24 protein-coding genes are annotated in these 26,784 nt (G+C 72.1%); 8 read left to right on the top strand and 16 right to left on the bottom strand.

Features of this window, described 5'->3' with window-relative positions:
- Position 1: 1 nt before the first annotated feature.
- A complete protein-coding gene (gene pgi / locus AB0K18_RS32315; protein ID WP_364921881.1) occupies positions 2-1,633 on the bottom strand; it encodes a glucose-6-phosphate isomerase in 1,632 nt (543 codons plus the stop codon).
- 182 nt (positions 1,634-1,815) lie between these two features.
- Here pgi and AB0K18_RS32310 point away from each other — a divergent pair, with 182 nt between their 5' ends.
- Both AB0K18_RS32310 and AB0K18_RS32305 read left to right on the top strand, forming a co-directional pair.
- Positions 1,816-4,119, top strand: coding sequence for a phosphoketolase family protein (locus tag AB0K18_RS32310; RefSeq protein WP_364921879.1), 2,304 nt, complete (start codon positions 1,816-1,818; stop codon positions 4,117-4,119).
- Complete coding sequence (locus AB0K18_RS32305; RefSeq protein WP_364921876.1) at positions 4,095-5,303, top strand: acetate kinase; 1,209 nt, start codon at positions 4,095-4,097, stop codon at positions 5,301-5,303. The genes AB0K18_RS32310 and AB0K18_RS32305 overlap by 25 nt, the downstream gene beginning before the upstream one ends.
- Before the next feature lie 135 nt (positions 5,304-5,438).
- Here AB0K18_RS32305 and AB0K18_RS32300 read toward each other — a convergent pair whose 3' ends face one another.
- The 3 genes from AB0K18_RS32300 to AB0K18_RS32290 all read right to left on the bottom strand — a co-directional run bounded on the left by AB0K18_RS32300 (position 5,439) and on the right by AB0K18_RS32290 (position 7,816).
- Positions 5,439-6,476 carry a PAS domain-containing protein gene (locus AB0K18_RS32300; protein ID WP_364921874.1) on the bottom strand — a complete coding sequence of 346 codons (1,038 nt, stop codon included), beginning with the start codon at positions 6,474-6,476 and terminating at the stop codon, positions 5,439-5,441.
- A gap of 67 nt (positions 6,477-6,543) precedes the next feature.
- A complete protein-coding gene (locus tag AB0K18_RS32295; protein WP_364921871.1) occupies positions 6,544-7,077 on the bottom strand; it encodes an ATP-binding protein in 534 nt (177 codons plus the stop codon).
- Positions 7,078-7,171: 94 nt separating this feature from the next.
- A complete protein-coding gene (locus AB0K18_RS32290; RefSeq protein ID WP_364921868.1) occupies positions 7,172-7,816 on the bottom strand; it encodes a response regulator transcription factor in 645 nt (214 codons plus the stop codon).
- A gap of 226 nt (positions 7,817-8,042) precedes the next feature.
- Here AB0K18_RS32290 and AB0K18_RS32285 point away from each other — a divergent pair, with 226 nt between their 5' ends.
- From AB0K18_RS32285 to AB0K18_RS32270, 4 genes are read left to right on the top strand one after another with little or no spacing between them, the layout of a single operon-like run.
- Complete coding sequence (locus AB0K18_RS32285) at positions 8,043-8,525, top strand: cation:proton antiporter regulatory subunit (RefSeq protein WP_345403049.1); 483 nt, start codon at positions 8,043-8,045, stop codon at positions 8,523-8,525.
- Between the two features lie 8 nt (positions 8,526-8,533).
- Entirely contained in the window at positions 8,534-9,697 is a 1,164-nt protein-coding gene (locus AB0K18_RS32280; protein WP_355427468.1) for a cation:proton antiporter, read from the top strand.
- Between the two features lie 28 nt (positions 9,698-9,725).
- Entirely contained in the window at positions 9,726-10,328 is a 603-nt protein-coding gene (locus AB0K18_RS32275; RefSeq protein ID WP_364921865.1) for a pentapeptide repeat-containing protein, read from the top strand.
- A 4-nt stretch (positions 10,329-10,332) separates the two neighbouring features.
- Positions 10,333-12,183 (top strand): hypothetical protein, encoded by a 1,851-nt coding sequence (locus AB0K18_RS32270; protein WP_364921863.1) that lies wholly within the window; start codon positions 10,333-10,335, stop codon positions 12,181-12,183.
- Between the two features lie 41 nt (positions 12,184-12,224).
- On the opposite strand, the gene AB0K18_RS32265 is transcribed toward AB0K18_RS32270, so the two are convergent.
- The 3 genes from AB0K18_RS32265 to AB0K18_RS32255 form a co-directional block, all read right to left on the bottom strand.
- On the bottom strand, positions 12,225-13,223 hold the full coding sequence (locus AB0K18_RS32265) for a hypothetical protein (RefSeq protein ID WP_364921861.1): 999 nt from the start codon (positions 13,221-13,223) through the stop codon (positions 12,225-12,227).
- A complete protein-coding gene (locus AB0K18_RS32260) occupies positions 13,213-13,872 on the bottom strand; it encodes a copper resistance protein CopC (RefSeq protein WP_364921858.1) in 660 nt (219 codons plus the stop codon). The genes AB0K18_RS32265 and AB0K18_RS32260 overlap by 11 nt, the downstream gene beginning before the upstream one ends.
- Positions 13,873-13,963: 91 nt before the next feature.
- Positions 13,964-14,515, bottom strand: coding sequence for an MFS transporter (locus tag AB0K18_RS32255; RefSeq protein WP_364921855.1), 552 nt, complete (start codon positions 14,513-14,515; stop codon positions 13,964-13,966).
- Between the two features lie 248 nt (positions 14,516-14,763).
- On the opposite strand from AB0K18_RS32255, the gene AB0K18_RS32250 reads away from it, so the two are divergent.
- Positions 14,764-15,090, top strand: a complete 327-nt coding sequence (locus tag AB0K18_RS32250; protein ID WP_364921852.1) for a hypothetical protein — start codon at positions 14,764-14,766, stop codon at positions 15,088-15,090.
- Here AB0K18_RS32250 and AB0K18_RS32245 read toward each other — a convergent pair.
- The 6 genes from AB0K18_RS32245 to AB0K18_RS32220 all read right to left on the bottom strand — a co-directional run bounded on the left by AB0K18_RS32245 (position 15,080) and on the right by AB0K18_RS32220 (position 21,960).
- Entirely contained in the window at positions 15,080-16,117 is a 1,038-nt protein-coding gene (locus AB0K18_RS32245) for an acyl-CoA desaturase (protein ID WP_364921849.1), read from the bottom strand. The two genes, AB0K18_RS32250 and AB0K18_RS32245, sit on opposite strands and share 11 nt — an antisense overlap.
- Before the next feature lie 214 nt (positions 16,118-16,331).
- Complete coding sequence (locus AB0K18_RS32240; protein ID WP_364921847.1) at positions 16,332-17,465, bottom strand: FAD-dependent monooxygenase; 1,134 nt, start codon at positions 17,463-17,465, stop codon at positions 16,332-16,334.
- 27 nt (positions 17,466-17,492) lie between these two features.
- Positions 17,493-19,100, bottom strand: coding sequence for an MFS transporter (locus AB0K18_RS32235; protein WP_364921844.1), 1,608 nt, complete (start codon positions 19,098-19,100; stop codon positions 17,493-17,495).
- Positions 19,101-19,239: 139 nt separating this feature from the next.
- On the bottom strand, positions 19,240-20,640 hold the full coding sequence (locus tag AB0K18_RS32230) for an FAD-binding oxidoreductase (RefSeq protein WP_364921841.1): 1,401 nt from the start codon (positions 20,638-20,640) through the stop codon (positions 19,240-19,242).
- 66 nt (positions 20,641-20,706) lie between these two features.
- A complete protein-coding gene (locus AB0K18_RS32225) occupies positions 20,707-20,994 on the bottom strand; it encodes a hypothetical protein (protein WP_364921838.1) in 288 nt (95 codons plus the stop codon).
- 69 nt (positions 20,995-21,063) lie between these two features.
- Positions 21,064-21,960 carry a hypothetical protein gene (locus AB0K18_RS32220; RefSeq protein WP_364921836.1) on the bottom strand — a complete coding sequence of 299 codons (897 nt, stop codon included), beginning with the start codon at positions 21,958-21,960 and terminating at the stop codon, positions 21,064-21,066.
- A gap of 243 nt (positions 21,961-22,203) precedes the next feature.
- Between AB0K18_RS32220 and AB0K18_RS32215 the strand changes: the two genes are divergently transcribed.
- A complete protein-coding gene (locus AB0K18_RS32215) occupies positions 22,204-23,913 on the top strand; it encodes an exo-alpha-sialidase (RefSeq protein WP_364921833.1) in 1,710 nt (569 codons plus the stop codon).
- Between the two features lie 90 nt (positions 23,914-24,003).
- Here the strand turns inward: AB0K18_RS32215 and AB0K18_RS32210 are convergent, their stop codons facing one another.
- The 3 genes from AB0K18_RS32210 to AB0K18_RS32200 all read right to left on the bottom strand — a co-directional run bounded on the left by AB0K18_RS32210 (position 24,004) and on the right by AB0K18_RS32200 (position 26,592).
- Positions 24,004-25,092 carry a PRC and DUF2382 domain-containing protein gene (locus tag AB0K18_RS32210; RefSeq protein WP_364921830.1) on the bottom strand — a complete coding sequence of 363 codons (1,089 nt, stop codon included), beginning with the start codon at positions 25,090-25,092 and terminating at the stop codon, positions 24,004-24,006.
- 120 nt (positions 25,093-25,212) lie between these two features.
- Complete coding sequence (locus tag AB0K18_RS32205) at positions 25,213-25,836, bottom strand: hypothetical protein (RefSeq protein ID WP_364921827.1); 624 nt, start codon at positions 25,834-25,836, stop codon at positions 25,213-25,215.
- Between the two features lie 204 nt (positions 25,837-26,040).
- Positions 26,041-26,592: a DUF4142 domain-containing protein gene (locus AB0K18_RS32200; protein ID WP_364921825.1), complete on the bottom strand. Its 552-nt coding sequence runs from the start codon at positions 26,590-26,592 to the stop codon at positions 26,041-26,043.
- Between the last annotated feature and the right edge of the window lie 192 nt (positions 26,593-26,784).

Raw genomic sequence — 26,784 nt, 5'->3', positions numbered from 1 at the left:
GTCAGACGCGCCTTCCCCGCAGCGCGCGGTAGCGGCGGATGAGTTGTTCGGTGGAGGGGTCGGGGAAGGAGGTGGGCGGGGCGTCGGAGATCAGCGCGGGCGCGAGGTCGAGCGCCATCTTCTTGCCCAGCTCGACCCCCCACTGGTCGAAGGAGTCGATGCCCCAGATGGTGCCCTCGACGAACACGATGTGCTCGTAGAGGGCGACGAGCTGGCCGAGCGTGGACGGGGTGAGCTTGGGCGCGAGGATCGTGGAGGTGGGCCGGTTGCCCGGCATCACCTTGTGGGGCACGATCTCGGGCGCGGTGCCCTCGGCCGCGATCTCGTCGGCGGTCTTGCCGAAGGCCAGCGCGGAGGTCTGGGCCAGCAGGTTGGCGGTGAGCTGGTCGTGCATGCCCTCGCGGTCTTCGTGGGGCTCGGCGAAGCCGATGAAGTCGGCGGGCACGAGCCGGGTGCCCTGGTGGAGCAGCTGGTAGAAGGCGTGCTGGCCGTTGGTGCCCGGCTCGCCCCAGAAGATCTCGCCGGTGGTGGCGGTGACGGGGGTGCCGTCGGCGCGTACGGACTTGCCGTTGGACTCCATCGTGAGCTGCTGGAGGTAGGCGGGGAAGCGGTGCAGCCGCTGGCTGTAGGGCAGCACGGCGCGGGTCTCGGCGCCGAAGAAGTCGGTGTACCAGATGCCGAGCAGGGCCATCAGCACCGGCATGTTCGCCTTGAACGGCGCGGTGCGGAAGTGCTCGTCGATGGTGTGGAAGCCGTCGAGCATCTCGCGGAAGCGCTCGGGCCCGATGGCGATCATCAGGGACAGGCCGATGGCGCCGTCGTAGGAGTAGCGGCCGCCCACCCAGTCCCAGAAGCCGAACATGTTGGCGGTGTCGATGCCGAACTCCTCGACCTTCGCCGCGTTGGTGGAGACGGCCACGAAGTGCTTGGCGACGGCCTCCTCGCCGAGCGCCTCGACCAGCCAGCGGCGCGCGACCCTGGCGTTGGTGAGGGTCTCGAGCGTGGTGAAGGTCTTGGAGCTGACCACGAACAGCGTGGTGGCAGGGTCGAGGCCGGCGAGGTTGCCGGTGATGTCGGCCGGGTCGATGTTGGAGACGAAGCGGGCGGTGATGCCGGCGTCGGCGAAGTCGCGCAGCGCCTCGTAGGCCATCGCGGGGCCGAGGTCGGAGCCGCCGATGCCGATGTTGACGACGGTCTCGATGGGCCTGCCGGTGGCGCCCTTCCACTCCTTGGACCTGACCCGGTCGGCGAAGTCGCTCATCTTGTCGAGCACGGCGTGCACGTCGGCCACGACGTCCTGCCCGTCGACGACGAGCTCGGCGCCGCGCGGCAGGCGCAGCGCGACGTGGAGGACCGCGCGGTCCTCGCTGACGTTGATGTGGTCGCCGCGGAACATGGCGTCGATGCGCTCGCGCAGCCCGGCCCGCTCGGCCAGCGCCGTGAGCAGGTCGAACGTCTCCTGCGTCGCGCGGTGCTTGGCGTAGTCGAGATAGAGGTCGCCGGCGGTCACCGTCATGCGCCCGGCCCGGCCCGGGTCGTCCGCGAACAGCTCGCGCAGGTGCCTGCCCGCCAGCTCTTCGTGGTGCTTGCCCAGGGCCGCCCACTCCTGGCTCTGGGTGATGTCGCCGTTCACGCTTTGCCTCCTCGTGTCGCCAAACCTCGTGGCGCCAAGCCGATCATGCCTGGTCCCATCGTCCCGTAACCGTGTACCCCGCGCGGTTGATTCCGCGCATGGCGCAGCGGAGTCTTTAGCAGCTCAGTGGAATTCGCCTTCCGGGGGGATTGCGGCAATCCTGTGGTGGAAGCAGCAGGAGCATGGACCATATCGACGCGTACTGGCGGGCGGCGAACTACCTGTCCGTCGGGCAGATCTATCTGCTGGACAATCCGCTGCTCACCGAGCCGCTGCGGCCGGAGCACATCAAGCCGCGGCTGCTCGGCCACTGGGGGACGACGCCGGGGCTGAACTTCTGCTTCGCCCACCTCAACCGGGTGATCCGCGAGCGGGACCAGGACATGATCTACATCGCGGGGCCGGGTCACGGCGGTCCCGCCGCGGTGGCGCACGCCTGGCTGGAGGGGTCGTACTCCGAGCGTTATCCCGACGTGTCGCAGGACGTCACGGGCATGCGCCGGCTGTTCAGGCAGTTCTCCTTCCCGGGCGGGATCCCGAGCCACGTCGCGCCGGAGACGCCGGGCTCGATCCACGAGGGCGGCGAGCTGGGGTACGCGCTGGCGCACGCGTACGGCGCCGCCTTCGACAACCCCGACCTGGTCGTGGCCTGCATCATCGGCGACGGCGAGGCCGAGACGGGCCCGCTGGCCGGGAGCTGGCACTCCAACAAGTTCCTCGACCGCCGCCGCGACGGGACGGTGCTGCCCATCCTGCACCTGAACGGCTACAAGATCGCCAACCCGACGGTCCTCGCCCGCATCCCGACGGACGAGCTGATCAAACTCATGGAGGGGTACGGCTACCGCCCCCACCTGGTGGGCCCCGACCACGAGGAGATGGCGGGGACGCTGGACACCGCGTTCGACGAGCTGGCCGCGTACAAGGCGGGCGACGCCGGCCGGCTGCCGATGATCATCCTGCGCACGCCGAAGGGCTGGACGGGACCGCGCGAGGTCGACGGGCTGCCGGTCGAGGGCACATGGCGGTCGCACCAGGTGCCGCTGGCCAAGGTCCGCGAGAACGCCACGCACCTGGCACTCCTGGAGGAGTGGATGCGGTCGTACCGGCCGGAGGAGCTGTTCGGCGCGGACGGAAAGCCGGTCGAGGCGATCCTGGAGACGGTGCCGCGCGGCGAGCGCAGGATGAGCGCCAACCCGCACACCAACGGCGGCGAGCTGCTCGAGCCACTGCGGCTGCCCGACTTCCGCCGCCTCGCGGTCGAGGTCAAGGCGCCGGCCACGCAGTCGAGCGAGCCGACGCGGGTGCTCGGCGGGCTGCTGCGCGACGTGATCGCGGCCAACCCGAAGACGTTCCGGCTCATGGGGCCGGACGAGACGGCGTCGAACCGGCTGTCGTCGGTGTTCGAGGTGACCGACCGGGCGTGGAACGCCGAGACGCTGCCCACCGACGAGAACCTCTGCGCCGGCGGCCGCGTCATGGAGGTGCTGAGCGAGCACCTGTGCCAGGGCTGGCTGGAGGGCTACCTGCTGACCGGCAGGCACGGGCTGTTCAACTGCTACGAGGCGTTCATCCACATCGTGGACGCCATGTTCAACCAGCACGCCAAGTGGCTGGAGTCGTCGCAGAAGATCCCGTGGCGGCGGCCGGTGGCGTCGCTGACGTACCTGCTGTCGTCGCACGTGTGGCGGCAGGACCACAACGGGTTCAGCCACCAGGACCCGGGCTTCCTCGACGTCGTCATCAACAAGAAGGCGTCGGTGGTGCGGGTCTACCTGCCGCCGGACGCCAACACGCTGCTGTCGGTCGGCGACCACTGCCTGCGCTCGCGCGACTACGTCAACGTGATCGTGGCGGGCAAGCAGCCGGTGCTCGACCTGTTCACGATGGACGAGGCCATCGCGCACAACACGCGCGGCCTGGGCATCCTGCCGTGGGCCTCCAGCGACGTGGGCAGCGAGCCCGACGTCGTGCTGGCCTGCGCGGGCGACGTACCGACCCTGGAGACGCTGGCCGCGGCCGCGCTGCTGCGCGAGCACCTGCCCGAGCTGAAGGTCCGCGTCGTCAACGTGGTGGACCTGATGCGCCTGCAGCCGGAGTCCGAGCATCCGCACGGCATGCCGGACGCCGAGTTCGACACGCTGTTCACCGTGGACCGGCCGGTGATCTTCAACTTCCACGGCTACCCGTCGCTGATCCACCAGCTCACCTACCGCCGCCACGGGCACGACAACATCCACGTGCGCGGCTACAAGGAGGAAGGTACGACGACGACGCCGTTCGACATGTGCATGCTCAACGACATCGACCGCTTCCACCTGGTCATGGACGTCGTCGACCGGGTGCCCGGCCTCGGCAGCAAGGCCGCCCACCTGCGCCAGCTGATGAGCGACGAGCGGCTGCGGGCCCGCGCGTACACGCGGGAGCACGGCGAGGATCCGGCGGAGATCAGGTCGTGGACATGGCCGGACACATTCTCGTCCTGAACACCGGCTCCTCGTCCATCAAGTACGAGCTGGTGGACGTGGCCAGCCGGGAGCGCCCCGCCAGGGGGCTGGTGGAACGCATCGGCGAGGAGCGCGGCCGGCTCGTCCACCATCACGGCGACGGTCCCCCGTACGTGCGGGAGCGGCCCTTTCCGGGTCACGACGAGGGGCTGACGGCGATGATGGAGGCGTTCGCGGCCGCCGGTCCCGCGCTCGATCCCGTCGCGGTCGGGCACCGGGTGGTGCACGGCGGCGCCCGGTTCGACCGGGCCGTCCTGGTGGACGACGGGGTGATCGCGGCCGTCGAGGAGCTGGCGCCGCTCGCGCCGCTGCACAATCCGGTCAACCTGGCTGGGATCAGGGTGGCGCGGGCGGCGTTCCCTTCTGTGCCGCAGGTGGCGGTGTTCGACACGGCGTTCCAGCTGACGCTGCCGCCCGAGGCGTACACGTACGCGGTGCCGCGCGAGTGGCGGGAGCGGCTCGGGGTGCGGCGGTTCGGCTTCCACGGCACCTCCTGCGCGTACGTCTCCCGCCGCGCCGCCGCCTTCCTCGGCCGCGACCTGTCCGATCTGAACCTGATCGTGCTGCATCTGGGGAACGGCGCCAGCGCCACGGCCCTCTCGGGCGGGCGCAGCCTCGACACCTCGATGGGCCTGACGCCGCTGGAAGGGCTGGTGATGGGCACCCGCTCAGGCGACGTGGACCCGGCGCTGCCCGGCTACCTGGCGCGGGTGGACGGCATGGACGCCGAGAGCGCCGAGAACGCGCTCGGCCACGCGGGCGGCCTGCTCGCCCTGACCGGGTCGAGCGACATGCGGGAGGTACGCGCCCGCGCCAGGTCCGGCGCCGAGGACGCGCTCCTGGCCCTCGCCGTCTACACCCGCCGCATCCGCAAGTACGTCGGCGCGTACTACGCGCTGCTCGGCCGCGTGGACGCCGTCGTCTTCACCGGCGGCGTCGGCGAGAACGACCCCGCCACCCGCGCCGAATCCCTGACCGGCCTCGCCCGCCTCGGCATCGCTGTGGACCGGGAGCGCAACGAAGCCCCCTCGGGCGCCGAACGCGCCGTCTCGGGTGAAGGGGCGGAGGTCGCCGTCCTGGTGATCCCGACGGACGAGGAATGGGAGATCGCCCGCCAGGCGAACGCCCTCATCAACGGCGGCGAGAACCCCGCTCAGCCCTGATCGGGGGCAGCGGCGGGGGTCCGGAACGGCGGCTCTGATCGAGGGCGACCGCGGGTCCGGTACAGCGGATCCGGTCTGAGGCGACGGCGGGTCCGGGACGGCGGATCCGGTCTGAGGCGGCAGGGATGCGGGAGGTCAGGTGTGGCGGGCCGGTGGTGGGGTGGGGATCCAGAACTCGACCGTCGTGCCCGCCCCCGGCGGGCCGAGGATCGTCCACCAGCCGCCGGCGGTCTCGGCGCGTTCGCGCATCTCGATCAGCCCGAAGTGGCCGGGCTCGGTGGCGGCCGGGGACAGGCCGGCGCCGTCGTCGCGGACGCGTACGTGCACGCCCGCGCCCAGCGAGCGCAGCGTGACGGTGACGTGCCGGGCGGCGGCGTGCCTGCGGACGTTGGTCAGCGCCTCCTGGCAGATGCGGTAGACGGCGAGCACGGTCTCGCCGGGCGGCTCGGCGTCGAGGTCGTGGCGCAGCTCGTAGGTGAGGCCCGCGGCGGGCATGGCCCGCTCGAGGTAGCCGGCCAGGCTGTCCACCAGGCCCTCGGCGGGTGGGCGCAGGGCGAAGGCGAGGTCGCGCAGGCGCAGCACGGCGGCGTTGACGTCGTCGTCGAGCGCCCGAACGGTGGCCGCCTGCTCGGCCGGCAGGCTCGCACCCCACGACCGCAGCCGCATCCCGACGGCCACCATGGACTGGATGGTGTCGTCGTGCACCCCGGAGGCTATCCGCCGCCGCTCCCGCTCCTGCGCCTGCGCCAGCCGCGCCCCCAGCACCTCGCGCTCGCCGGGCGGCCCAGTGGGGGTGCGGTGGGTGGTCAGGTCGTGGGTCACCTCGCCGAAGCCGCGCAAGGCGCCCGCCGCGTCGCGCAAGGCGGTGATGGCGACGCCGGCCCAGAAGCGGGTGCCGTCCTTGCGGACCCGCCAGCACTCCTCCTCCCAGCGGCCCCCGGAGGCGGCCGCCGCCAGAGCGCGGGCGGGGTCGCCTGCCGCGACCCCGGCGGGCGGGTACGACAGGGAGAAGTGGGCGCCGACGGCCTCGCCCGCGGTGTAGCCGGTGATGCGCTCGGCGCCGGCGTTCCAGCTGAGGACCACGCCGTGCGGGTCGAGCATGAGGATGGCGGGATCGCGGATGCTCTGGACGAGCTGGCTCATGACTTCCGGCGACGGGTCATGCTCGGGCATACCGCACCTTCTCACGCGCCGCGCGCGACGCCAAAGCCGATCATGCCCTGCTGGTCATGCTCCGCCGTCATGCCTCTGAGGTGCGCGCCCGGACGTCGGCGAGACCCGCGACGAGCTCGCACCACACGACCTTCCCGCCGCTGAGACCACCACTGAGACCACCGCTGAGACCACCACTTACACCCTCCACTGGACCGCCCCCGTGACCGCCCACAGGACCGCCGGCCCCTGGCGGGCCACCCAGGTGATCGGGGTCCGCGGGTGAGATGCCCCACCCGGCCGACAGCAGCCGTACGACGTGCAGCCCCCACCCGCTGGCCGGCCCGGGTTCGCGTGTCCGCGGCACCCCGGCACCGGCGTCGCCGACCTCGATCCGCACCCGGTCGGCGCTCCCCCGCACCCGCAGCACGGGCGAGCCGTCGCCGTGCACGAGCGCGTTGGTCACCAGTTCGGACACCACCAGCAGGACGTCCTCGTGCCGCCCCTGGAAGCCGCACGTCACCAGGGCCTCGCGGGCCAGCCTGCGCGCCTCCGTGATGCTGGCCATCTCCTCCGGCAAAGGGGTGTCCACCTGGTATGTCTCGGCCTCCGAACGTTCCACGCCTCTACTTTCGTGGAGCGCGGCGGCCGGTCACGAGACGCAGGCACCCCAGGCCGCCTGGTACGTATGTGGGACGTGACCTAGTGCAGCCGCATCAGTCGAGCAGCCCGTCCCGCCGCGCGAACGCCACCGCCTCCAGCTTGGACCGCGCCCCCAGCTTCTCCAGCACGTGCTGGACGTGGTTGCGCGCGGTGTTGCGGGCGACCCCCAGCCGGCCGCTCAGCTCGTCGGTGCTGACGCCCTCGGCGAGCAGCAGCAACGTCTCCCGCTCGCGCGCGGTCAGCGCCGCCCCGACGTGACCCGCGCGCCCGGTCAGCCGGTCGAACACGCCGGGCAGCAACCCCGGCGCGAACACCACCCCGCCCGCGGCCACCTCGCGCACCGCCGACTCCAGCTCGCCGAGCCGGGACGACTTCACCACCAGCCCGGCGCCACCGGCGGCCACCACGCGGGCCGCCACGGCGGCGCTCGCCTCGCCGGTCAGCACGAGCACGCGGGCCTTGGGCGCGAGCGCGGTCAGCCGGCCGATGGCCGCGATGCCGTCGCCGTCGGGCAGCCGCCGGTCGAGCACGACGACGTCGGGGCGGCACCTGCCGGTCTCGGCGAGCGCCTGCGCGACGGTGCCGGCCTGGGCCACCACCTCGATGTCGGGCGCGCGGCCGAGGGCGAGACCGATGGCCTCCGCGACCATCGCGTGGTCTTCCACGAGAACCAGCCGGATCGGAGGAGGGGGCGGCATGGTGAGGTCCCTTGTGGCGTGGCGTGCTGCCGGGTCGGCACGGGCTGGGGCGCCTGGTCCGCGACGCCTTGAGCCAGTCTCCCATGCTCTGCGGAGCACCGGCTTTCCCCCAGGTCCTTGCCCGCATGAAGGATCCCAGGTCAAGGGTGCGTGAAGGCCTGGCAAGGGTGGGTCACACCATTGGTAGGGTTGTCCGAAAATATGCGGATCTATACGGGTGGGACAGGTGGAGGTCGAACAAACAGCGCTGCCGGGCATCGGGCTACGGCACGATTTCACCACTCGCAAGGGACAGCGGGTGGGTGTCGTCTCTCATCGCACCGGCCGCCGGGATCTGGTCATCTACGACAAGAACGATCCCGACGCGGTCTGCCAGACGGTGAAGCTCAACGACGAGGAGGCCGACGCTCTCGCCGAGCTCCTCGGCGCGCCTCGCATCGTGCAGCGGCTCAACCAGCTGCACCAGCAGGTCGAGGGCCTGATGAGCGTGCAGCTGCCGATTCCGGCCGGCTCCCCCTACGCGGGGCGTCCGATGGGTGACGCCCGCGTGCGCACCCGTACCAGCGCGTCCATCGTCGCCGTCGTCAGAGGCGGGCAGGTGTTCGCGAGCCCGGGACCCGGCTTCGTCTTCGCCGTCGGTGACGTCGTGGTCGTGGTGGGCAGCGAGGACAGCACGTCCGACGTGGCCGGCATCCTGGCGAACGGGTAGGGCCGCGGGTGCACGAAACCGCGGTCATCTTCCTGGAGTTCGGCGCCGTCCTGCTCGGCCTGGGGATCCTTGGCGCGCTCGCGTTGCGCGGCGGCATCTCTCCCATCCCTCTGTACCTGATCGCCGGACTGGCGTTCGGTACCGGCGGGGTGCTGCCGCTGGCGACGAGCGAGGCGTTCATCTCCACCGGCGCCGAGATGGGCGTGGTCCTGCTGCTCCTCACGCTCGGCCTCGAATACAACGCGGACGAGCTGGTCACCAGCATGACCAGCAACTTCCGCGCGGGCATCGTCGACCTGGTGCTCAACGCCGCGCCAGGGGCCATCATCGCCCTGCTGCTCGGCTGGGGACCGGTCGCGGCCATCGCCATGGCGGGCGTCACCTACGCCACCTCGTCGGGCATCACCGCCAAGGTGCTGTCCGACCTGGGGTGGATCGGTAACCGGGAGACGCCCACCGTGCTGTCGCTGCTGGTCTTCGAAGACCTGACGATGGCGATCTACCTGCCGGTCCTGACGACCATGCTGGCCGGGCTGAGCCTGCTCAGCGGGGCCATCTCGGTCGGCATCGCGCTGCTCACCGTGAGCATCGTCCTCGTCGTGGCGCTGAAGTTCGGACGCTACATCGAGGCGTTCGTGCGCAGCCCCAACAACGAGGTGATGCTGCTCAAGGTGGTCGGCCTGGCCCTGCTGGTCGCGGGCCTCGCCCAGCAGCTGCAGGTATCGGCGGCGGTCGGCGCCTTCCTGGTCGGCATCGCCCTGTCGGGGCAGCTCGCCGAGGACGCGCACGCGCTGCTGGCGCCGTTGCGCGACCTGTTCGCGGCGGTGTTCTTCGTCTTCTTCGGCTTCCAGACCGACCCGGCGAAGATCCTGCCGGTGGCGGGCCTCGCGGCGCTGCTCGCCCTGGTCAGCATGATCACCAAGCTGCTGACCGGTGCGTACGCGGCCAGGCGGGCGGGCATCGCCAAGGCCGGTCAGGCACGGGCCGGCATCGCCCTGATCCCGCGCGGTGAGTTCAACATCGTCATCGCCGGTCTGGCGGTGGGCGCCGGCGTGCACCCCGACCTGGGCGCCCTTGCCGCCGCGTACGTGCTCATCCTCGCGGCGTTCGGCCCGCTGGCGGCCAAGCTGGTACAGCCGCTGATCACCGCCATCGCGCAACGGGCGGCGTAGCGTCGCCCGCATCCGATACCGTGTTCGGATGACAGAACGACAGGGCTCCATGGAGCGGACGGTCAGGTCCGCCGACTGGGACGGCCGGGAGATCTCCGGCGAGCGCCATCACCGGGTGCTGTTCCAGGAGGTGGACATGACCGAGCTGACCGACCAGGGCTGCTCGTTCGAGGAGTGCCGGTTCGAGAACGTCCGCTTCAACGTCTCGGTCCACCAGGACGCGAGCTTCGCCGGCTGCGTCTTCACGCACTGCTCGTTCTTCGACGCCACGTTCACCGGCTGCAAGCTGACCGGCGCCGTCTTCGCCGACTGCACGTTCGGGCTGCTCAAGGCGACGGGCGGCGACTGGTCCTACACCTCGCTCTACGGCGCCGACCTGCGCGGCAGCACCTTCGACGGCGTACGCCTGCGCGAGGCCGACCTGTCGGAGGCCCGGCTGGAGAAGGCGTCCCTGCGCTCGTGCGACCTGTCGGGCGCGCTGCTGCGCGGCGCCGATCTCACCCGGTGCGACCTGCGGGGCAGCGATCTGCTCACGCTGGAGCCCGGAGAGGTCACGCTGAAGGAGACCCGCATCGACCCGGCCCAGGCCGCCATCGTGGCCGCCGGCCTGGGCTTCGACGTACGCGGGTGACGCCGTGCGCGAGCTGACCCCGGCAGAGCAGGCCGTCGCCGAGGCGATCCCGCGCGGCGCGAAGGTCGACACCGGCCCCCTCGGGCCGGTGCGCGCGGAGGTGCTGGCGGAGCTGCTGCTCGCCGAGCGCACGGAGCCGGGCGCCAAGCCCGCGCTGCGGCTGTCGGGCGCCCAGGTCACGGGCCGGCTGCACCTGGCGTTCGCCGAGCTCGACCTGCCGATCCTGCTGCACGACTGCGTCTTCGACGAGGTGCCCGACCTCTACCAGGCCCGCACCCGCTTCATCAGCCTGACCGGCTCCACGCTGCCCGGCCTGATCGCCTCCAACGCGCAGGTCGAGGGCAACCTGCGGCTCAACGGCTGCCACGTCACCGGCGAGCTGCGCCTGCCCGGCGCCCGCATCAACGGCACGCTCTCGCTCAACGGCGCGCGGCTCGACCATCCGGGCGGCGCCGCGATCAACGCCGAGCACCTCGACGTCGGCAGCAGCCTGCGCGGGCAGGACGGCTTCGTCTGCGACGGCGAGATCGTGCTGACCGCCGCCAGGGTGGGCGCGGCGGTGAACTTCGACGGCGCCAGGTTACGCGCGCCGGGCGGGCTGGCGTTCGGCGGCTCCAACCTCGACGTGCAGGTGGGGCTGTTCGCCCGGGGCATGGTGGTCGAGGGCGAGGTCAGCCTGCGGTTCGCGCGCGTCGGCGGGCCGCTCACGCTGCGCGGCTCGAAGCTGCGCAACCCCGGCGGCCTGGCCGTGCACGGCGGCGGGCTCAAGGCCGAGAGCGGCCTGTTCCTCGCACACACCGAGACCGAGGGCGCCGTGTGGCTGCGGGCCGCCGCCGTCGGCCGCACGCTCAGCCTCGACGGCGCACACCTGGTCAACCCCGCAGGGCAGGCGCTGGCCGGCGACGGCCTGACCGTCGACGGCGCCCTGGTGGGCCGGCACGGCCTGGTCGCCGAGGGCGAGATCAGCCTGCTCGACGCCTCCGTCAGCGGGCCCGCCCACTTCGAGGGCGCGCGGCTGGTCAACCCCGGCGGCGCGGCCCTGTCGGCCAACGGCATCACCGTCGGCAAGGTGCTCAACCTGTGCGACGGTTTCACCGCCGAGGGCCGGGTCCGCCTGACCAACGCCCAGATCGGCAGCCGCCTGTGCCTCGACGACGCCACCCTCGCCGCGCCCGGCGACGTGGCGCTCAAGGGCTGGCGGCTGGAGACCCGCGAGCTGGCGATGCGCACCGCCGCGCCGGTGCGCGGCCGGGTCGAGCTGGGCCACGCGCGCATCGGCGTCCTCCGCGACGACCCCGCGGTCTGGCCGGGCGAGCTGCGCATGGACGGCGCGTCGTACGAGGTGCTCGACCCCATGCTGCCGGCCGCCGACCGCATCGCCTGGCTGCGCCGCGACCCCGAGGGTTACCGTCCCAACGCCTACGAGCAGCTCGCCGCGATGTACCGGCGGCTGGGCGGCGACGCCGACGCCCGCGCGACCATGCTGGCCGGGCAGCAGCAGCGCCGCGCCACCCTGCCCTGGTACGCCCGCGCCTGGGGCCACCTGCAGGACGTCACCGTCGGCTACGGCTTCCGCCCGCTGCGCGCGGCCGGGTGGCTCCTGGCGCTGCTCGCCGTCGGGACGGCGGTGTTCTGGCTCGACCGGCCGCCGCCGCTCAAGCGCGGCGAGGCGCCCGAGTTCAACCCGCTGGTCTACACGCTCGACCTGCTGCTGCCGATCATCGACTTCGGGCAGGAGAAAGCGTTCAACCCCGGGGGCGGGGCGCAGTGGCTGGCGTACGGGCTGATCGCCGCCGGGTGGGTGCTGGCGACGACGATCGCGACCGGCCTGACCCGCACCCTGCGCCGCGCCTGAGCCCTGCCGGTGCACGCCGGTGCACGCCGGTGCACGCCGGATCAGAAGAGCGTGGTGGCGGTCTGCCAGAGGCCGGGCAGGGCGGCCAGCACCCGATCGGCGCGCCGGCGGCGGTCGGCCCGCGTCGCCACGCCGAGGTCGGCGAGCAGCTCTTCGAAGCCGTCCTCGAAGCCCCGCTCCCCCGCCAGCGCCCGCTTGTCCAGGCACCGCGCGTACGTCGCCACCAGCCAGAACACCGCCTCCCTGTGCCGGCCGGCGGCGATCAACTCGCGGGAACCGTCGATGGCGGCGGGGCGGGCGACCGCGCTGAGGTCACTGTCGAACCGGTAGGCGGGCACCCGCAGCGACGCGGTGGCGTCGAACACCTTCTCCAGCATCGCGAGGTGCCCCTCCACCTGGGCCCGGCTCAGGTGGGCGCAGCCGAGCAGGTCGAGCAGGCTCTCGTGGTATTCGAGCCGCCCGTGCTCGGCGAGCAGGTCGCGGACGGCGGCGTAGCGGCGGCGTACGGTCGGGTTGCGCAGCCCGGCCACCAGCAGCACGTGAGTGGTGACGCCGGTGCCGAACAACCACGAGGTGACCTGGGCGGGCAGCGAGGCGGACTCGTCGATGCCGTTGATCCAGCCGCGTACGCGGTCCATGGCGTCGGTGCAGCGGGCGAGAACCCAGGGACGCTCGGCGAAGTCGCGGGCCACGACGCGGTGGATCTCGCTCAGCCGCCCTGTCGGGTCGGCGAGCACGCCGGGCAGGTGGAGGCTGCCGGCCAGGTGGTAGTCGCTGAGCACGTCGTGGACGGAGCGGGGCGCCACCATGGAGGAGACCTCCAGCAGCACCCCTTCGTAGCGGAACTTCCCGATGTGCCCGATGTGAGCGGCGGGGTCGGCGACGACCATGACGTCCACGTCGGAGGACACGGCCAGCTCGTCGCCGGGGTCGGCCCACAGGACCGACCCGGTCAGGAACGCCCCGCCGAACCCCGGCAGCTTCGCGCCCTCCTCGAGCACCCACTGCCGGGCGACCTGCCTCGCCTGCTCAATCCGCATCCAGCTCCTCCCGATCGGGGCCGCGGCGCGATGTCTTCAACCAGACGAGCACGCCCAGCACGACGAGCACCGCCAGCACGCCCCAGATCCAGGCGGGCACACCCGCCGGCGCCTCGTCGGTGGTCGTGGCGCCGGCCGCTGTGTCCGCACCGGGGTTCCCCTGCTCGGACGGTCCGGCCGTGGCTCCGGTCGCCGGCGCCGCGGCCGTCTCGCCGGTCACCGTGGGCGAGGCGGACGGAGATGTAGATCCTTTCACGTTGAACGGGATTTCGCCCTCAATGGGATGTCCGTCGGAGGACACGACCCGCCATCCGATCGTGTACGAACCGGGCGCCAGGGGCTGCGTGACGCCGGTGGTGACGAGCGGGCCGTCAAGCTCGGGCTCGCCGAGCTGGAGCTGCTTGCCGGACGCGTCGTGCAGCACCACGAACGGGAACTTGACGCTCGCGGTGAACTCGAGCTCGATCTCCTCCAGCGCCGTTACCTCGGCGTCCTTCGCGGGCGAGCTGCGCTTGAGCGTGTCGTGGGCCAGCGCGGGCGATGCCATGAGGCCCGTTACGAAGGCGGCGGCGAACAGAGCGGCGAACAGGGTGGCGAACAGGGTGGCGAGGCGAGAGCGCAGCCCAGCGAGGTGGGGCGAGAATGCCATGTCAGGTCTCCAGAATGATCTTCCGGACGACCGCGCGCCCGTGGCGCCGGACGTCCGGACACAGGCCAAGGGTGAAAGGTGCCGTGGGGCGTCAGTGACGCCCCACGGCGGGCGGTCCTCGCCTGCTGATCGTGCGGGAGATGAGACGGCCCAGAAGGGGCGCGGTCTCGGGGGTGGCCGGGCGCCAGGCGGGCGGCCGGGCATCGGGCACGGCGACTGCGGTGACGAGCAGCCGGACGGCCGGGAACGGGGTGCCGTACAGGCGGAGGATCAGCCACAGCGCGCTCTCGCCGCGGTGCAGCCACCAGGCGCTCAGCACCGCGACCGTGAGGTGGACCAGCAGCATGCCGGCACCCGGATGACCGTGGACGTGCCCGGCCGCCTCGCCGGGCGCCAGGCGGTCGAAGAGCTGGTGGAGCAGCATCTGCGTGCCGACGGTCGCCGCGAGCACCGCGCCGGGGCCGCGCTCCCGCCCGTCGGCGAGGTACGCCAGCCCGAGCGTCGCCAGCACCGCGGCCAGATAGACCGGGAACGGCACCGCCCCTCCCCCGGCCAGCGCATGCCCGCCCACCGACACGGCACCGCAGACCGTCGCGAACACGACGGCCCGCGCCAGCCGCAACACCACACCGGCCCTCGGCACACCGGCCGACCGCACACCGGCCGACCGCGCACCCATCGCCGGTGCGCCGTCAGCCGGGCCTAGGATCCGGGCCGCTGGGCGGCCCGGCTGCAGGACCGGCTCCAGGGCCGGCTGCAGGACCGGCTGCAGGACCGGCTGTGGGGCCGGTTGTGGGGCCGGGGATGTCGCGGGGGACACAGGCGACATCCTTCCACAGACTTCTCGCGGTCCCGAGGTTCGGAGCGCGCGGGTGAGGGCAGCGGATCCGGATGGACACCCACAGGGATGTCGGCACGAGTGTCGCCCCTACCGCCGCCACGGCCGCCGGCCAGGACCTCGAACGCGTGGTCCGGCAGGAGCTGACGGAGGCGGGCTTCAGCGTCGAGCCGTCGCTGCTGGCAGCCGACGGCGGGCTCGGGGTCTGGCACGACCCCGCCCGCGGGGTCGTGGTGACCTGGGGCAGCTCGGCGGAGCAGCTGGTCCGGTACTCCACCATCAGGGACGCGGTGCAGCTCGCGCTGCGCACGGTGCTGGTGGAGGCCGGTCACCAGGTCAAGGAGGATTTCGACGGCCTGGAGCTGATCGTCACGTCCTGACCCGGCGCAGCGGCCGGCCGACGTCGTGCAGGTGCCGCAGCGCCTGCCCCCACGACTCCAGCAGCCCGCATTCGACGTAGTCGATGCCGAGCGAGGCGCAGTGGTCGCGGACGATGGGACGTGCCTTGCGCAGATTCGCGGTGGGCATGCTGGGGAACAGGTGGTGCTCGATCTGGTAGTTCAGCCCGCCGAGCGCGGTGGTGACGAGATGCCCGCCGCGGACGTTGCGGGAGGTCAGCACCTGCTTGCGAAGGAAGTCCAGCTCGTCCGCCGAGGTGAGCACGGGCATGCCCTTGTGGTTGGGGGCGAAGGTGCAGCCGAGGTAGACGCCGTAGCAGGCCTGGTGCACGGCGAGGAAGAGCAGCGCCTTGGGCAGCGGCAGCACCAGCAGCAGCGCCCCCAGGTACGCCAGCACGTGCCCGCCGAGCAGCGCCCCTTCGAGTGCGCGGTTCTTGAGCGTGGGCCTGCGCAGCGCGCGGAAGCTCGACACCTTGAGGTTGACGCCTTCGAGGGTGAGCAGCGGGAAGAACAGCCACGCCTGGTAGCGCCCGATGAACCGGGGCAGCCCCTTGCTGGCCTCGGCCTGCCGCTCCGACCACAGGAGGAAGTCGGGCGAGACGTCGGGGTCGTGGTCCTCGTGGTTGGGGTTGGCGTGGTGGCGGGTGTGCTTGTCCATCCACCAGCCGTAGCTGAGCCCGACGGCGAGGTTGCCGACGATCAGCCCGGCGTTCCTGCTGGTGCGCCGGGACCGGAAGATCTGCCCGTGCGCCAGGTCGTGGGCCAGCAGCGTGACCTGCCCGAAGGCCGCCGCGAGCAGCACCGCGACGGCGAGCTGCCACCACGAGTCGCCGAGCGCGGCGAACAGCGCCCACGTGCCCGCGAACAGCGCGGCCACCAGGGTGATCCTGGCCGCGTAGTAGCCGGGCCGCCGGTCGAGCAGCCCAGCCTGGGCGATACGCCGCGACAGCCGCGCGTAGTCGCTGCCCCGCTGCCCCGAACCGGGGCGGGAGGTCTCCGTCACAGTCACATGCGTCTCCGGGATGCCGAGGGGAAAATGTGATCTCTTCCCAGCATTCCGGTCGATAGGCGTCCTGCGAACCCCGGCAGTCACCCGATTTGATGGTAGGGCTGGCCCTACCGTAAGGGGCGCCCCCGCCACCTGGGTATCGGGCTGCCACCGCACTCAGCGCGGCACTGGACGACCTCACCAGGTGGGGAACGGCGGGCGGCGGGGGCGCGGCTCAGACGAGCTGCGGCGCATCGGGCACGGCACACGCCTCTCCGTGGATGTGCAGCTCGGGGCGGAAGGCCGCGAGGTAGGACGCCCGGTCACGGAAGGTCGCGGCCAGCGCGTCGCCGTAGTCGATGAGCTGGCGGTGGGCGTGCCTGCGCGGCTCGTAGCGGGCGTACAGCAGCCGGTCGAGCAGCTCGGCGTCGCCGCCGGCGGCGCAGATGACGTCGGCGAGGATCTCGGCGTCGCGCAGCGTGTAGCTCATGCCCATGCCGGTCATCGGGTGGCAGGCGAAGGCGGCCGAGCCGAGCAGCGCGGCGTTGCCCCGGTGGTACGCCTCCACGCGCAGCGACGACACCTTGATGCGCTGCCAGGTCGCCGCCTGCAGGTGGTTGAAGGTGTCGGAGCTGTCGGTGACGAACTTCTTCAGCTCGTCGAGCAGCGCGGGGATGCCGTCCTGGAAGATCTCCTTGTCGTCCTCGGGGGGCAGGCCGACGAAGACGCGCGCCTCGTCCCTGCTGATCGGGTAGAAGTAGGTGAACCAGCCGTCGGAGCTGAAGTACAGCCGGTTGAGCTGCGCGACGCTGGCGCTGAGCGGCACGGTCGCCACCCGCATGAGCACCCGCTCGTACGGCATCGTGCACTGCTCGATGGCGAGCGCCTGCCGGACGGCGGATCTGGTGCCGTCGGCGCCGATGACCACGCCCGCGTGTAACCGCCGCCCGTCGTGGAGGGTCAGCTCGGCCGGGCGCCCCTCGCCGATGGCGAGGTCATCGATGCCGGCGTCGAACCAGAACTCCACGCCCGCCATCGCGCACGAGGTGTAGATGAGCTCGACCAGCTCGCGGTAGGGGCGGATGAGGAAGCCGCCGTCGGGGAAACGGATCTCCTGGATGGGGTCGCCATCGTGGTAGTAGCGGATGGTGTCGCGCCGCAGGCCGTTACGGCCGACGAGGTCGGCCAGGCCGTGCCGGGCGAGCACCCGCAGTCCCGGGGGCTTGAGGAAGTCGGCGCCCGCGCTCGGGACCGAGGGTCCCTGCTCGATGACGACGACGCGCTGCCCGCGGCGGCCCAGCAGCAAGGCCAGGAAGCAGCCGCCGAGCCCGGCGCCGACGATCGCTACGTCGCACGATGTGGTAGCCATGACGAGAGCCCTTCTGAATGGGTGGAACTAGTTCGTATGTCCGCGGGTCCCGGCGAGCGGCCCCGGTTCGGCCGCACGCGGCCGCGGGACATGATCCGTGTGCGGGGCGGCTGAGAGGTTCGCGGACGGAGGTGCGGAGGGAGCGCGGGTCTCGACCGGCAGCAGCGCGTCGGCCTCCGCCGCCACTGTGGCGAGGGTCATGCGCAGTTCGAGCAGCATCCGGCGGGGCACCTTCACCATCACGTCGCCCGGGTCGGGCCGCTGCCTGGTGATCTTGGTCAGCGCCAGCGCGCCGATCAGCACCGAGATCGCCACGCACAGGGCGAGCGCGCCGGCCAGGCCCGCGAAGGGTCCGGTCATGAACGGGTGGTCGATCACGACCGACACGACGGCGACGCCGACGGCCCCGCCCACCATGCGCGCCATGGTGGCCGCGCCGACCGCGGAGGCGTACTGGTGGGGGCGGGCTGCCAGGGTGGTGGCGACGGAGGTGCCCGGCGCGAGCGCGCCGACGCCCATGCCGACCACGACGCTGGCGATCAGGCCCCACACGGTGGGCCCGGCCTGCGTCAGCACGAGCACGCAGGCGCCGCCGCAGAGCAGCGACCCGGCATAGATGAGCCCGTACGCGCCGACCCGCTTGACCAGCTTTCCGGCCAGGAAGCTCGTCACGACCACGGCCACCGACGTCGGAGTCAGCCACATGGCCACCTCCAGCATCGGGTAGCCGAGGTGCAGCAGGTAGAGCGGCTGCACGGTGAGCAGCCCGTACGACAGGGCGCCGAAGCCCCAGGTGGCCAGCCAGCCCCAGACGAACCTGGGCCGTCGCCACAGCGCCAGGTCGATGGCGGGCAGGCGGTGGTGCCTGGCCTGGGCGAGCGCGCCGCCGATGAGGGCGAGGGCGGCCAGCCCCAGCCACAGCACGTCCGTCCCCCAGGCCATGGCCTTGGAGATGGCGAGCACGATGACGGCGATGCCGGCGGCCAGCAGCCACGCGCCGAGGACGTCCGGCACGCCCTTGGTGTTGCCGCGCTTGCCGGCCGGCAGCCCGACGCAGGCGATCAGCAGGAGCACGCCGATCACCACGTTGGGGAGGAACAGGGCGCGCCAGCCGACGGTCGCGGCCAGCCAGCCGCCGCCGGCCTGCATGAGCAGGCAGCCGAGCCCTGATGCCGAGCTCCACAGCGCGATCGCTCCCCTGCGCTGCGACTCGGGCAGCTCGCCGAGCAGCAGCCCGAGGCTGGCCGGGATCATCGCCGCGGCGCCCGCGCCCTGGACGGCCCGTGCGGCCAGCACGTACGACCAGGGTTCCACGGCGACGGTGGCGATGCCGCCCAGCACGAACACCACGAGCCCGACCGCAAGCACGCGCCGCCGGCCGAACAGGTCGGCCCAGCGGCCGGCGGTGGCCAGCAGCGCCGCGATCGGGATGAACGCCGCGCTGGTCAGCCAGACCAAATCACCGAGCGGCATGCCGGCGCCTGCGGGCGTGTACTTCAGTACTCCCACCGCCAGGGTGGTGGCCGTGGTGTCGGCCATCACCGTCAACATGACACCCGCACCGACGAGGCGCAGCATCACGCCGTGACGCCGGCTCGTGGTGGTGGGCCTGACGGCCGCTGGTGACGAACGCACGTGGGTCCTCCTTGGATTGCGTCGAGCCGTTCTCCCGCCCCGATGCGCTCCGGCCGCGCGCCGGGGCGGCGCGATCTGCGAGGGTCAGCCTGTGAGGGTCAGGCTGTGAGGGTCAGGCTGTGAGGCCGGGCTGGGGGCGTCAGGCGCCGTACCGGCCGGGCGACAGCAGGCCGTCCGGGTCGAGCGCCGTCTTGAGCCGGTGCAGCATGCCGAGGCCGGCGGTGCTGGTCTCGGACCAGACGTCGGCGGCGGCGTGGTCGATGTCGGAGCGGTAGATGGCGCAGCCGTTGCCGCGCAGCACGCAGTTGCCGTCGTTGCGGAGCTGGTGCGCGCGGTGGGCCGCGCCGGGGGCGCCGCGGTCGAAGAAGATCTGCATGACGCCGTTGCCGATGTGCGGGCTGACCAGGTTCCACTCGATCATGAGAGCGGTGGTGTGCGCGTCCACGGCGCTCTGCAGGGCGCCGACGAGGTGCTCGGTCCTGCGTGCCTGCAGCGGCATGAGCGGCAGCAGCGCGAGGAAGCCCATCGGGCCGTCGTCGATCTGGTCGCAGGACGTCACGCCGAGCGCGTTGTGCACGCCGAGGCAGGTGGGGGTGCCCAGCGACATGAGCGCCCTGGCGTAGAGGGGGTCGTGCGGACCGACTTCCGCGGCGTCCACGACGCGCAGCGCCTCGGCTCCCTCGACCTCGATGAGCGACTTGCGCAGCAGCTCCTCGGCCAGCTCCACGGTGGCGTCGCCGCCCATGAGCGGCCCGAGCACGGTGAACAGGCTCGGGTCGACGCCGTCGGGCAGCGTCCAGTCGCCGCGGGAGGGGACGAGCGCCAGCTCGCGGACGCGCATCAGGCCGTCGGCGGGGTTCCCGCGGCGCAGGAAGCCGGCGACCGCCTCGATCGCCACCCCCGCCTGGTGGGCCGGCATGCGGCCGTGCACGAGCGCGATGGTCTCGGGGCGCGGCACCAGCGAGACGGCCATCGCCGTGACGATGCCGAGGTTGTGCTGGACGAACGCCTGCGTCAGGTCGGGTCCCGCGACCCTGCCGTGGTAGCGGCCGGCGGGGTCGAGCCCGCCGGTGGTGACCACGCTGCCGTCGGCGAGCACGGCCTCGATCCCGGCCACGTCGTGGACGCGGGAGCGGATGCAGCCGTCGCCGCGGTCGAGCGCGTTGCCGATCACCGAGGTGTCGGCGCACGAGGCGGTGACGTTCAGCATCCACGGGGTGCCACGCAGCACCTCGGCGAGCTGGCGCTGGGTGACGCCTGGCTCGATGACGGCGTAGCCGGCCTCGAGGTCGAGACCGCGGATACGGTTCATCGCGCCGAGGTCGACGACCAGGTTGTCGTCGGTGACGGGCATGGCCGAGCCCATGCCCCAGTTCCTGCCGGTGCTGATCGGGTAGAGACGGCGGCGGTCCGCCGTGGCCTGCCTGACGAGGGTGCGTACCTCGTCCAGGGTGCGTGGCGTCTCGACGCCCGCCACGGTACGCGGCTGGTGGCCCCCGACGTCACGCGACCGCAGCTCCGGGCGCGAAAGGTCCTGCATGACTCTCCTCAAGTGGTGCGGTTTCGCTCTTCCGGCTCCCTGCGTCGGGGGCCGCTGGGGCACGACTCAGACGGTGTGCTGAAGCAGGTCGTCGATGGAGCCGATGGCCTGGTTGGACATCTCCCTGATCCCGAGCAGCCGCTGCTCGACGAACTCGTCCGCCTCGGGAGGCGGGGACGCGTCGAACGGGGTGCTGAAGCGGCCGGGTGGGTAGTCGGCGGGGAAGTCCGCGGGGAAGTCGATCGTGCCGTGCGGCGCGGCTTGCGCGGGCATGTCCGGCCCGTACGGGTGGCGCCTGGCCCGGTCGGTACGGTCATGCCTGGATCGGGCGGGCAGGTGCGGGGGGGTTCGCATGACGGGAGCTCTCCTACCGGATTCGGGTGGGTTTTTCCGGGCGACCACTCGCCGTTGAGCGGTTCGGGATCAGCGGGCGCCCTCCTCGAGGTCGGCGTGTGCGACCCCTGGAGTGACGGCGGCGGGGGTCACCCGCGGCACGCCGTGGTTGATGACGCTCGCGGCGATGCGGCGCTCGGCCAGGCCCATGTGCGGCCGGCCCGCGCCCGCGGGGATCGGCCGTGCGGTGGCCGTCCCCCTGATCATGGAGCTGGCGTGCACCCAGCGGCGCGACTCCGCCAGCACGTCGCGCCGCGCACGGGCCGGGTCCCCGTGCCGCGCGTGGTGTTCGCAGACGGCCCGCGCCAGCACCCGTGCCATGACGAGGTGCTCTTCGCAGGCCGCCGCGACCTTCGCCTCCAGGCCGGCGACCTGGGCGAGGAGCAGTTGCAGGTGCGGCAGGCCCGAGCTGCGCTCGAAGCCGTCCAGCTCCGCCAGCCGCTCCGGCCAGCGCAGCCGCCGCTCGATGGCGGCGCACACCTCCTCCACCAGCCGCGTGGCCGGCGCGTCGCCGGGGTCGCGGCCGTCGAGCTGCACGGCCCGCTGGGCGGTGTGCTCGAAGTCGGCGAGCCTGCGCAGCCCGCTCTGCAGCAGGCGTACGCGATTGTGCAGGCACGCGGCGCTCCAGCCCAGAACCAGCAGCCGGTCGGCGTCGGCCTCGCAGTGCCAGCCGACCAGCGCCACTTCGCGGGCCATCCGGTGATACAGCACCCACGACTCCTGCTCGGCGACCGGCACCGGGGTGTCGATCCACACCTGCAGTCCGCCGGGGGGTAGTTCGGCGACGCCGACGTCCACGCCGGCGGGCGCGACCCTGGCGCAGATCCGTTCGACGACCCGCTGTTGCGCGGCCGTCTCCGGCGCCATGGGCGCCGGGCTGGGCAGCACGCGCTCGGGGGCTACTCTCGCCCTCGGCTCGATGCTCATTGAGGGCCACCTCCTGACCCGACCTACGTAAATTGACACTTAATAGTGCCGTCCCGATCGTCGTCAGGAGCCGGTTCTCTGTCAACTGTCACTTTACGCATCTGGTATGTCTGGCCACGCCCGAAGGTGGGTAGCGCCGTGAACCGCCGACTTCCCGCAGGTGAATGCCGGGTTACGCGCTGTCGATGATCTAAAGTTCGCTGTGGTGCCGACGGTCGTGGAGGAGAACCGGGGAGCGAGCGCGTGCGGGTGCCAAGATCCATGGTCGTGGGCCTGTCGGTGGGCATGTCGGCGGCCCTCGTACCAGCCGGGTGGCCCGTCAAGGCGGACGGCGGCCCCGGTTACTGCGTGCTACCGGAACACTCCCTCCAGTCCGGGGCTTACCTCATCGATACTGCTTCCTCACTGGGCTGGATCCATCCGCATCCCGCGCCCCTCGCGCCAGAGCCCACGAACACCGAGCGGCTCGACTTCGCCGGGTTCCCCAACGTGTCGGCGCTCGACGTCACGGGACCGCGCGGCCGGCCCGCCCGCAAGGTCATCACCACGTTCACCACGAACGTGGACCGGGTGGTCGTCCTCACCAGCTCGGCGGCCGTCTCCGACGACGACGGGCGCACGTTCGGCCCGGCCGGCCCCACGCCGCTGCGCGAGTCGCCGGTCGAGCTGCTCGACGGCCGGTTCTTCGCCACCGAGTACTATCCGCACCGCACCGGGCCGCACACCGCGCGGCTCGGCGTGCTCACCTCGTCGGTCCTCTCCGACGGCGAGAGCTGGCTGCGCTCGGAGTCGACGCTGGTCACGCCGGGCGACCTGCTGCCCGGCGGGGCCGCGCACGGCACGCCGCTGCAGCTCGCCGACGGCACGATCCTCATCACCGTGTACGCCCGCTACGACCCGGTGGACGCCTACCAGGCCGAGGTGTACGCCAGCGGCGACGGCGGCCGCACCTTCGTCAGGCGCGGGGTCATCGCCGAGCCGGGCGGCGGCTTCCAGTTCACCGAGGCCGCCATCGCGCAGGCCGTGGACGGGAGCCTGGTGGCGGTGCTGCGGCGCGACGGCGGGCCGTACGCGACGCTGTGGCAGAGCCGCTCGACCGACGGCGGCCACACCTGGACGCCCGCCCGCGAGCTGCGCTTCGCCGGGCTCGACTGCGTGGTGCGCGGCGTGGCGCCGCGGCTGCTGCTGATGCCCGGCGGGACGCTCGTGCTCAGCGCGGGGCGGCCGGACAACTGGCTCGCGGTCTCGCCCGACGGGCTCGGCGAGACGTGGCGGGAGCCGCGGGTGACCTACCACAACCGCGACGGCATCTGGGCCGCGCACGGCTCGTCCGGCTACACCGGGCTCGCCGCCGTGGGGCCGCACCGGCTGATCCAGGTGTTCGACAACTGCAAGCTGCCCGGGGTACGGCCCAGCGGGCTGCTCGACGAGACCGCCTGCCCGGCGCACGGGCGGTTCGAGCACGGCGGCTGGTACGCGATCAAGCGGCTGCTCTTCGACGTCGCCGTCCCCGGCAGCCGGATCGACCTGGCCGACCTGCGGCGGCGGGGCGAGCTGCGGATCTCCACCACCATGCGGTGGACGAGCCCGTACCGGCCGCGCAGCGGCTCAGGCGGAGCCTTCGACGGCAGCACCGGCTACTGGTCGAGCGCGATCGCCGCCGGGCCCGGCCGGTACGTCCTGCGCTTCTCCCGGCCCCAGACCATCAGCCGCGTCGGGCTCAGCCTCCGGCCTGGACGTCCTGCCTCGGCCCGCGTCCACGTCTCACAGGACGGCCGGACGTGGGGCCCGCCGGTGGTCACCGTCAAGGATCGGACCGACTACGCGCTCCGGTACGCGACGGTCGGGCGGACCGCCCGATACGTCAAGGTCGTCCTACCGGCCGCGTCCGGATGCGACGCGGAGATCGGCTCCGAATGCAGCATGCTCAATGAGATCGAGCTCTATTCCTGAGCTTTTCCCGGCCCTTTTCCCGGCCCTTTCCCGTCCTTGCCCGAGCCGTTTTTGGAAACGCCGGGCGGCGGCCGCCCGGCGCATTCCCTTTCACCGCCGCGGCGGGAACCCGTCTCCGCGGCCGTAGCCTCCGTCGTCCCTGGTCGGGCCCTCCTCGTCGATCTCCAGGCGCTCTCTGCGGATCTGCCCCTCGACGATCTCCTCGCCCTGGACGTCCTGCTTGTGCACGTGAATGCGCTCGACCGGGACGGTCTCCTTGCCGACCACCGGGCGTTCCTCGTGCAGGATCATCTCGCGATCCTCTGCGCCTATCTCGTACGACCCCGACAATCCGGCGTCGCGAATGTCCTCGCGCTCTATGACGACTTCCTCGTGCGAGAGCGGGACCGATTCCTGGACGTTCTCCGTTTCCACGTACTTGTGCAGGCGTACGCGGCCCGACTCCCTGCTCTCCTTGCCGATGTGGAGCTGCTCCTCCGAACGCGTCATGTCGATGTCGCGGTCCTCGGCGAAGCCGCCGGTCTCGCCGGCGAAGCCTCTGGGCTCATCTGTGAAGCCTCTGGGCTGGTCGTCTCTCATGCCCATGGTTCTGCCGCCGGGCATCAGGCCGGGCTCGTCGGTCGTGCCGGGCGTGTCGCCGATGAGGCGGTTGGACTCGTCGAGACCGTCGGACCTATCCATGTCGGACATGCCGGACCCCATGTCCAGCCCTGCGCCCGTCCCCGCGCCGACTCCTGTGCCGGTTCCTGTGCCGCCGGGCTCGTCCATGAGGCCGGGGCTGCCGGGGGCCAGGCCCTCGCGGTTCTCCGTGGCGAAGCCCTGCCGCTCGCCGGTGTCGCCGAAGTCGGCAGGCCGCTGGCGCGGGACGTCCGTCGGCTGCATGCCGTAGTAGCGGTAGAGGTCGGTCTCCTCGTCGAGGGACAGGCGGCCGTCCACGTCGATGTTCGGCGCCCCCTTGATCATCTCCTTGTCGAAGGGGACCCGGATCTCCTCGCCCGAGCGGCGGGCGTCCTGGAGCGGCACGAAGGTCTGCTTCATGCCGAAGAATCCCGTGCGTACGGTCACCCACTCGGGCTCGCCGGTGCGGTCGTTGAGGTAGACCTGGCCCACCTTCCCGATCGACTGTCCGTCCGACCCCACGACATGGCAGTCGAGCAGGTTGCGGATCTCTGTGTTCATAGCCACGACGATCCCCCTGATGTGTTCGTCCTGGTTCAAGAGGGACAAATACCCCAGATCACCGCAAAGCCGTACAGGGGTTGGGCACGTTTCGTTCTATTTCACGGAACGGCTCTCGGGTCATTCCCCGCCGCCGCCCAGCTTCGCGCCCCTGCCCCGCCTCGACCCCGCGTACGCGGCGCCGCGCAGCACCTGGAGGCGGCTCGCCGGACGCAGGTGAGGGACGCTGTTGACGAGCGGGTCGAAGGTCAGGTCCGTGTCCGGCAGAGCGGTGTGGATGCACAGCCTCCCCAGGTACCACACCCCCGCCCACAGGTGGAACACCAGGTCGCGGCGCTCCAGGACGCCCGGCAGCTCCGCCGGATCGACCGGCACCCGCCGTCCGCCCTCCGGCCTGGCCACGATCCGGCACCGCCGCTGCCCGCAGTAGTAGGAGGCCAGCGTGGAGTAGGGGCCCGAGGTGAAGCCACGCCTCGGCACCGGGACGAACCCGTACCCGGTGGACAGCAGCAGGTCCACGCCGTTGGGCAGGCGTACGGCGAGACCCAGCACGTCGGGCAGCCGGCCCGGCAGCGACGCACCCTTGGACAGGCGTACCGGCACCTCGTGCTCGCCATGCTCCCCCAGCAGTTCCGACTCCACGGTGAGCGTCCCCCGCAGCAGCAGGCCACGCGGATGCAACGCCCGCCCCCGCCGCACCACCGCCACCCACCGCGTCACCTGCCGCGCCACCACTGCGGCCACGACCCCGAGCCTTCGCGCGACCTCATCCGCCCCGCCACTCGACTCCTTACGCACTACACCGCCCGCTTCCCCGCTCGGAGTCCCGGCGGATGCGGCACCCGTTCCTTGCTCGTGGCGTTGCCCGTTGTGCTGTCCGTCCCCCTGTCCGTCCCCCTGTCCGTCCTGCTCATCGCTCATCGCCTCCTTGCGGTTCGTCGTGCTCGGTCAGCCGCCGCCCTGAGCCTTGCGCAGGGCCTTGAGATGCTGCTCCAGGGACGGGGCCGCCGTCTTGGCCAGCGCCACCACCGCCGGTGCGGAGCCCTTGGAGATCTCGGTCTTCGTGGCGTTCAACGCCTCGCGGTGCGCCTTGATCATCCCGGACAGGAAGTCCTGGTCGAAGTCCTGCCCGCTGACCTCCCTGATGCGGTTCAGCAGCTCGTGCTGCTCCGGCGACGGCGAGGTGGGCAGGTCGATGGCGAGCTGCTCGGCCGTCCGGGTGACCTTGGTGTCGAGCTTGGTGTGGTCCTTGACGAGCATCTGGCCGACCTGCTTGATCGGCTTGGTGGTGGCCTTGCCCTGAGCCAGCCGTCCCGCCTGGACCTCCGTCAGGTTGGCCTGGTGGATGGCCCGCATCCAGGTCTTGTCCTGCTCGGACGGCTGCTCGCCGGTGGGCCCTGGCACGGCGGCGGCGCTCTGCGGCGGCGGCTGCTGACCGGAGCAGCCGGTCAGGACGGCGAGGGCCACGGCGGCGAGTGGAAGGGTCAGACGTGTGCGCATGAGGTTTCCTATGACGGAGTGATACATCTCGCGCACAAAGCGTAATCGCCGCTCACGGCCCCTCGCAGCACCCCCGCATCCCCAGGCGCGCCTCACGCTGTCGCGTGCTCCGCACCTCCTGATCATCCGGACCGCCTGCCCGGCCCGACCAGCGCGAAACCTGCGCCTTTTCGCCCATCTTTGGGGTGGATT

The organism is Nonomuraea sp. NPDC049421 (genome assembly GCF_040677005.1).
Classification (GTDB): Bacteria; Actinomycetota; Actinomycetes; order Streptosporangiales; family Streptosporangiaceae; genus Nonomuraea; species Nonomuraea salmonea.
Note: the sequence above shows the minus strand (reverse complement) of the source record. Positions and strands in the feature narration are given on the sequence as shown.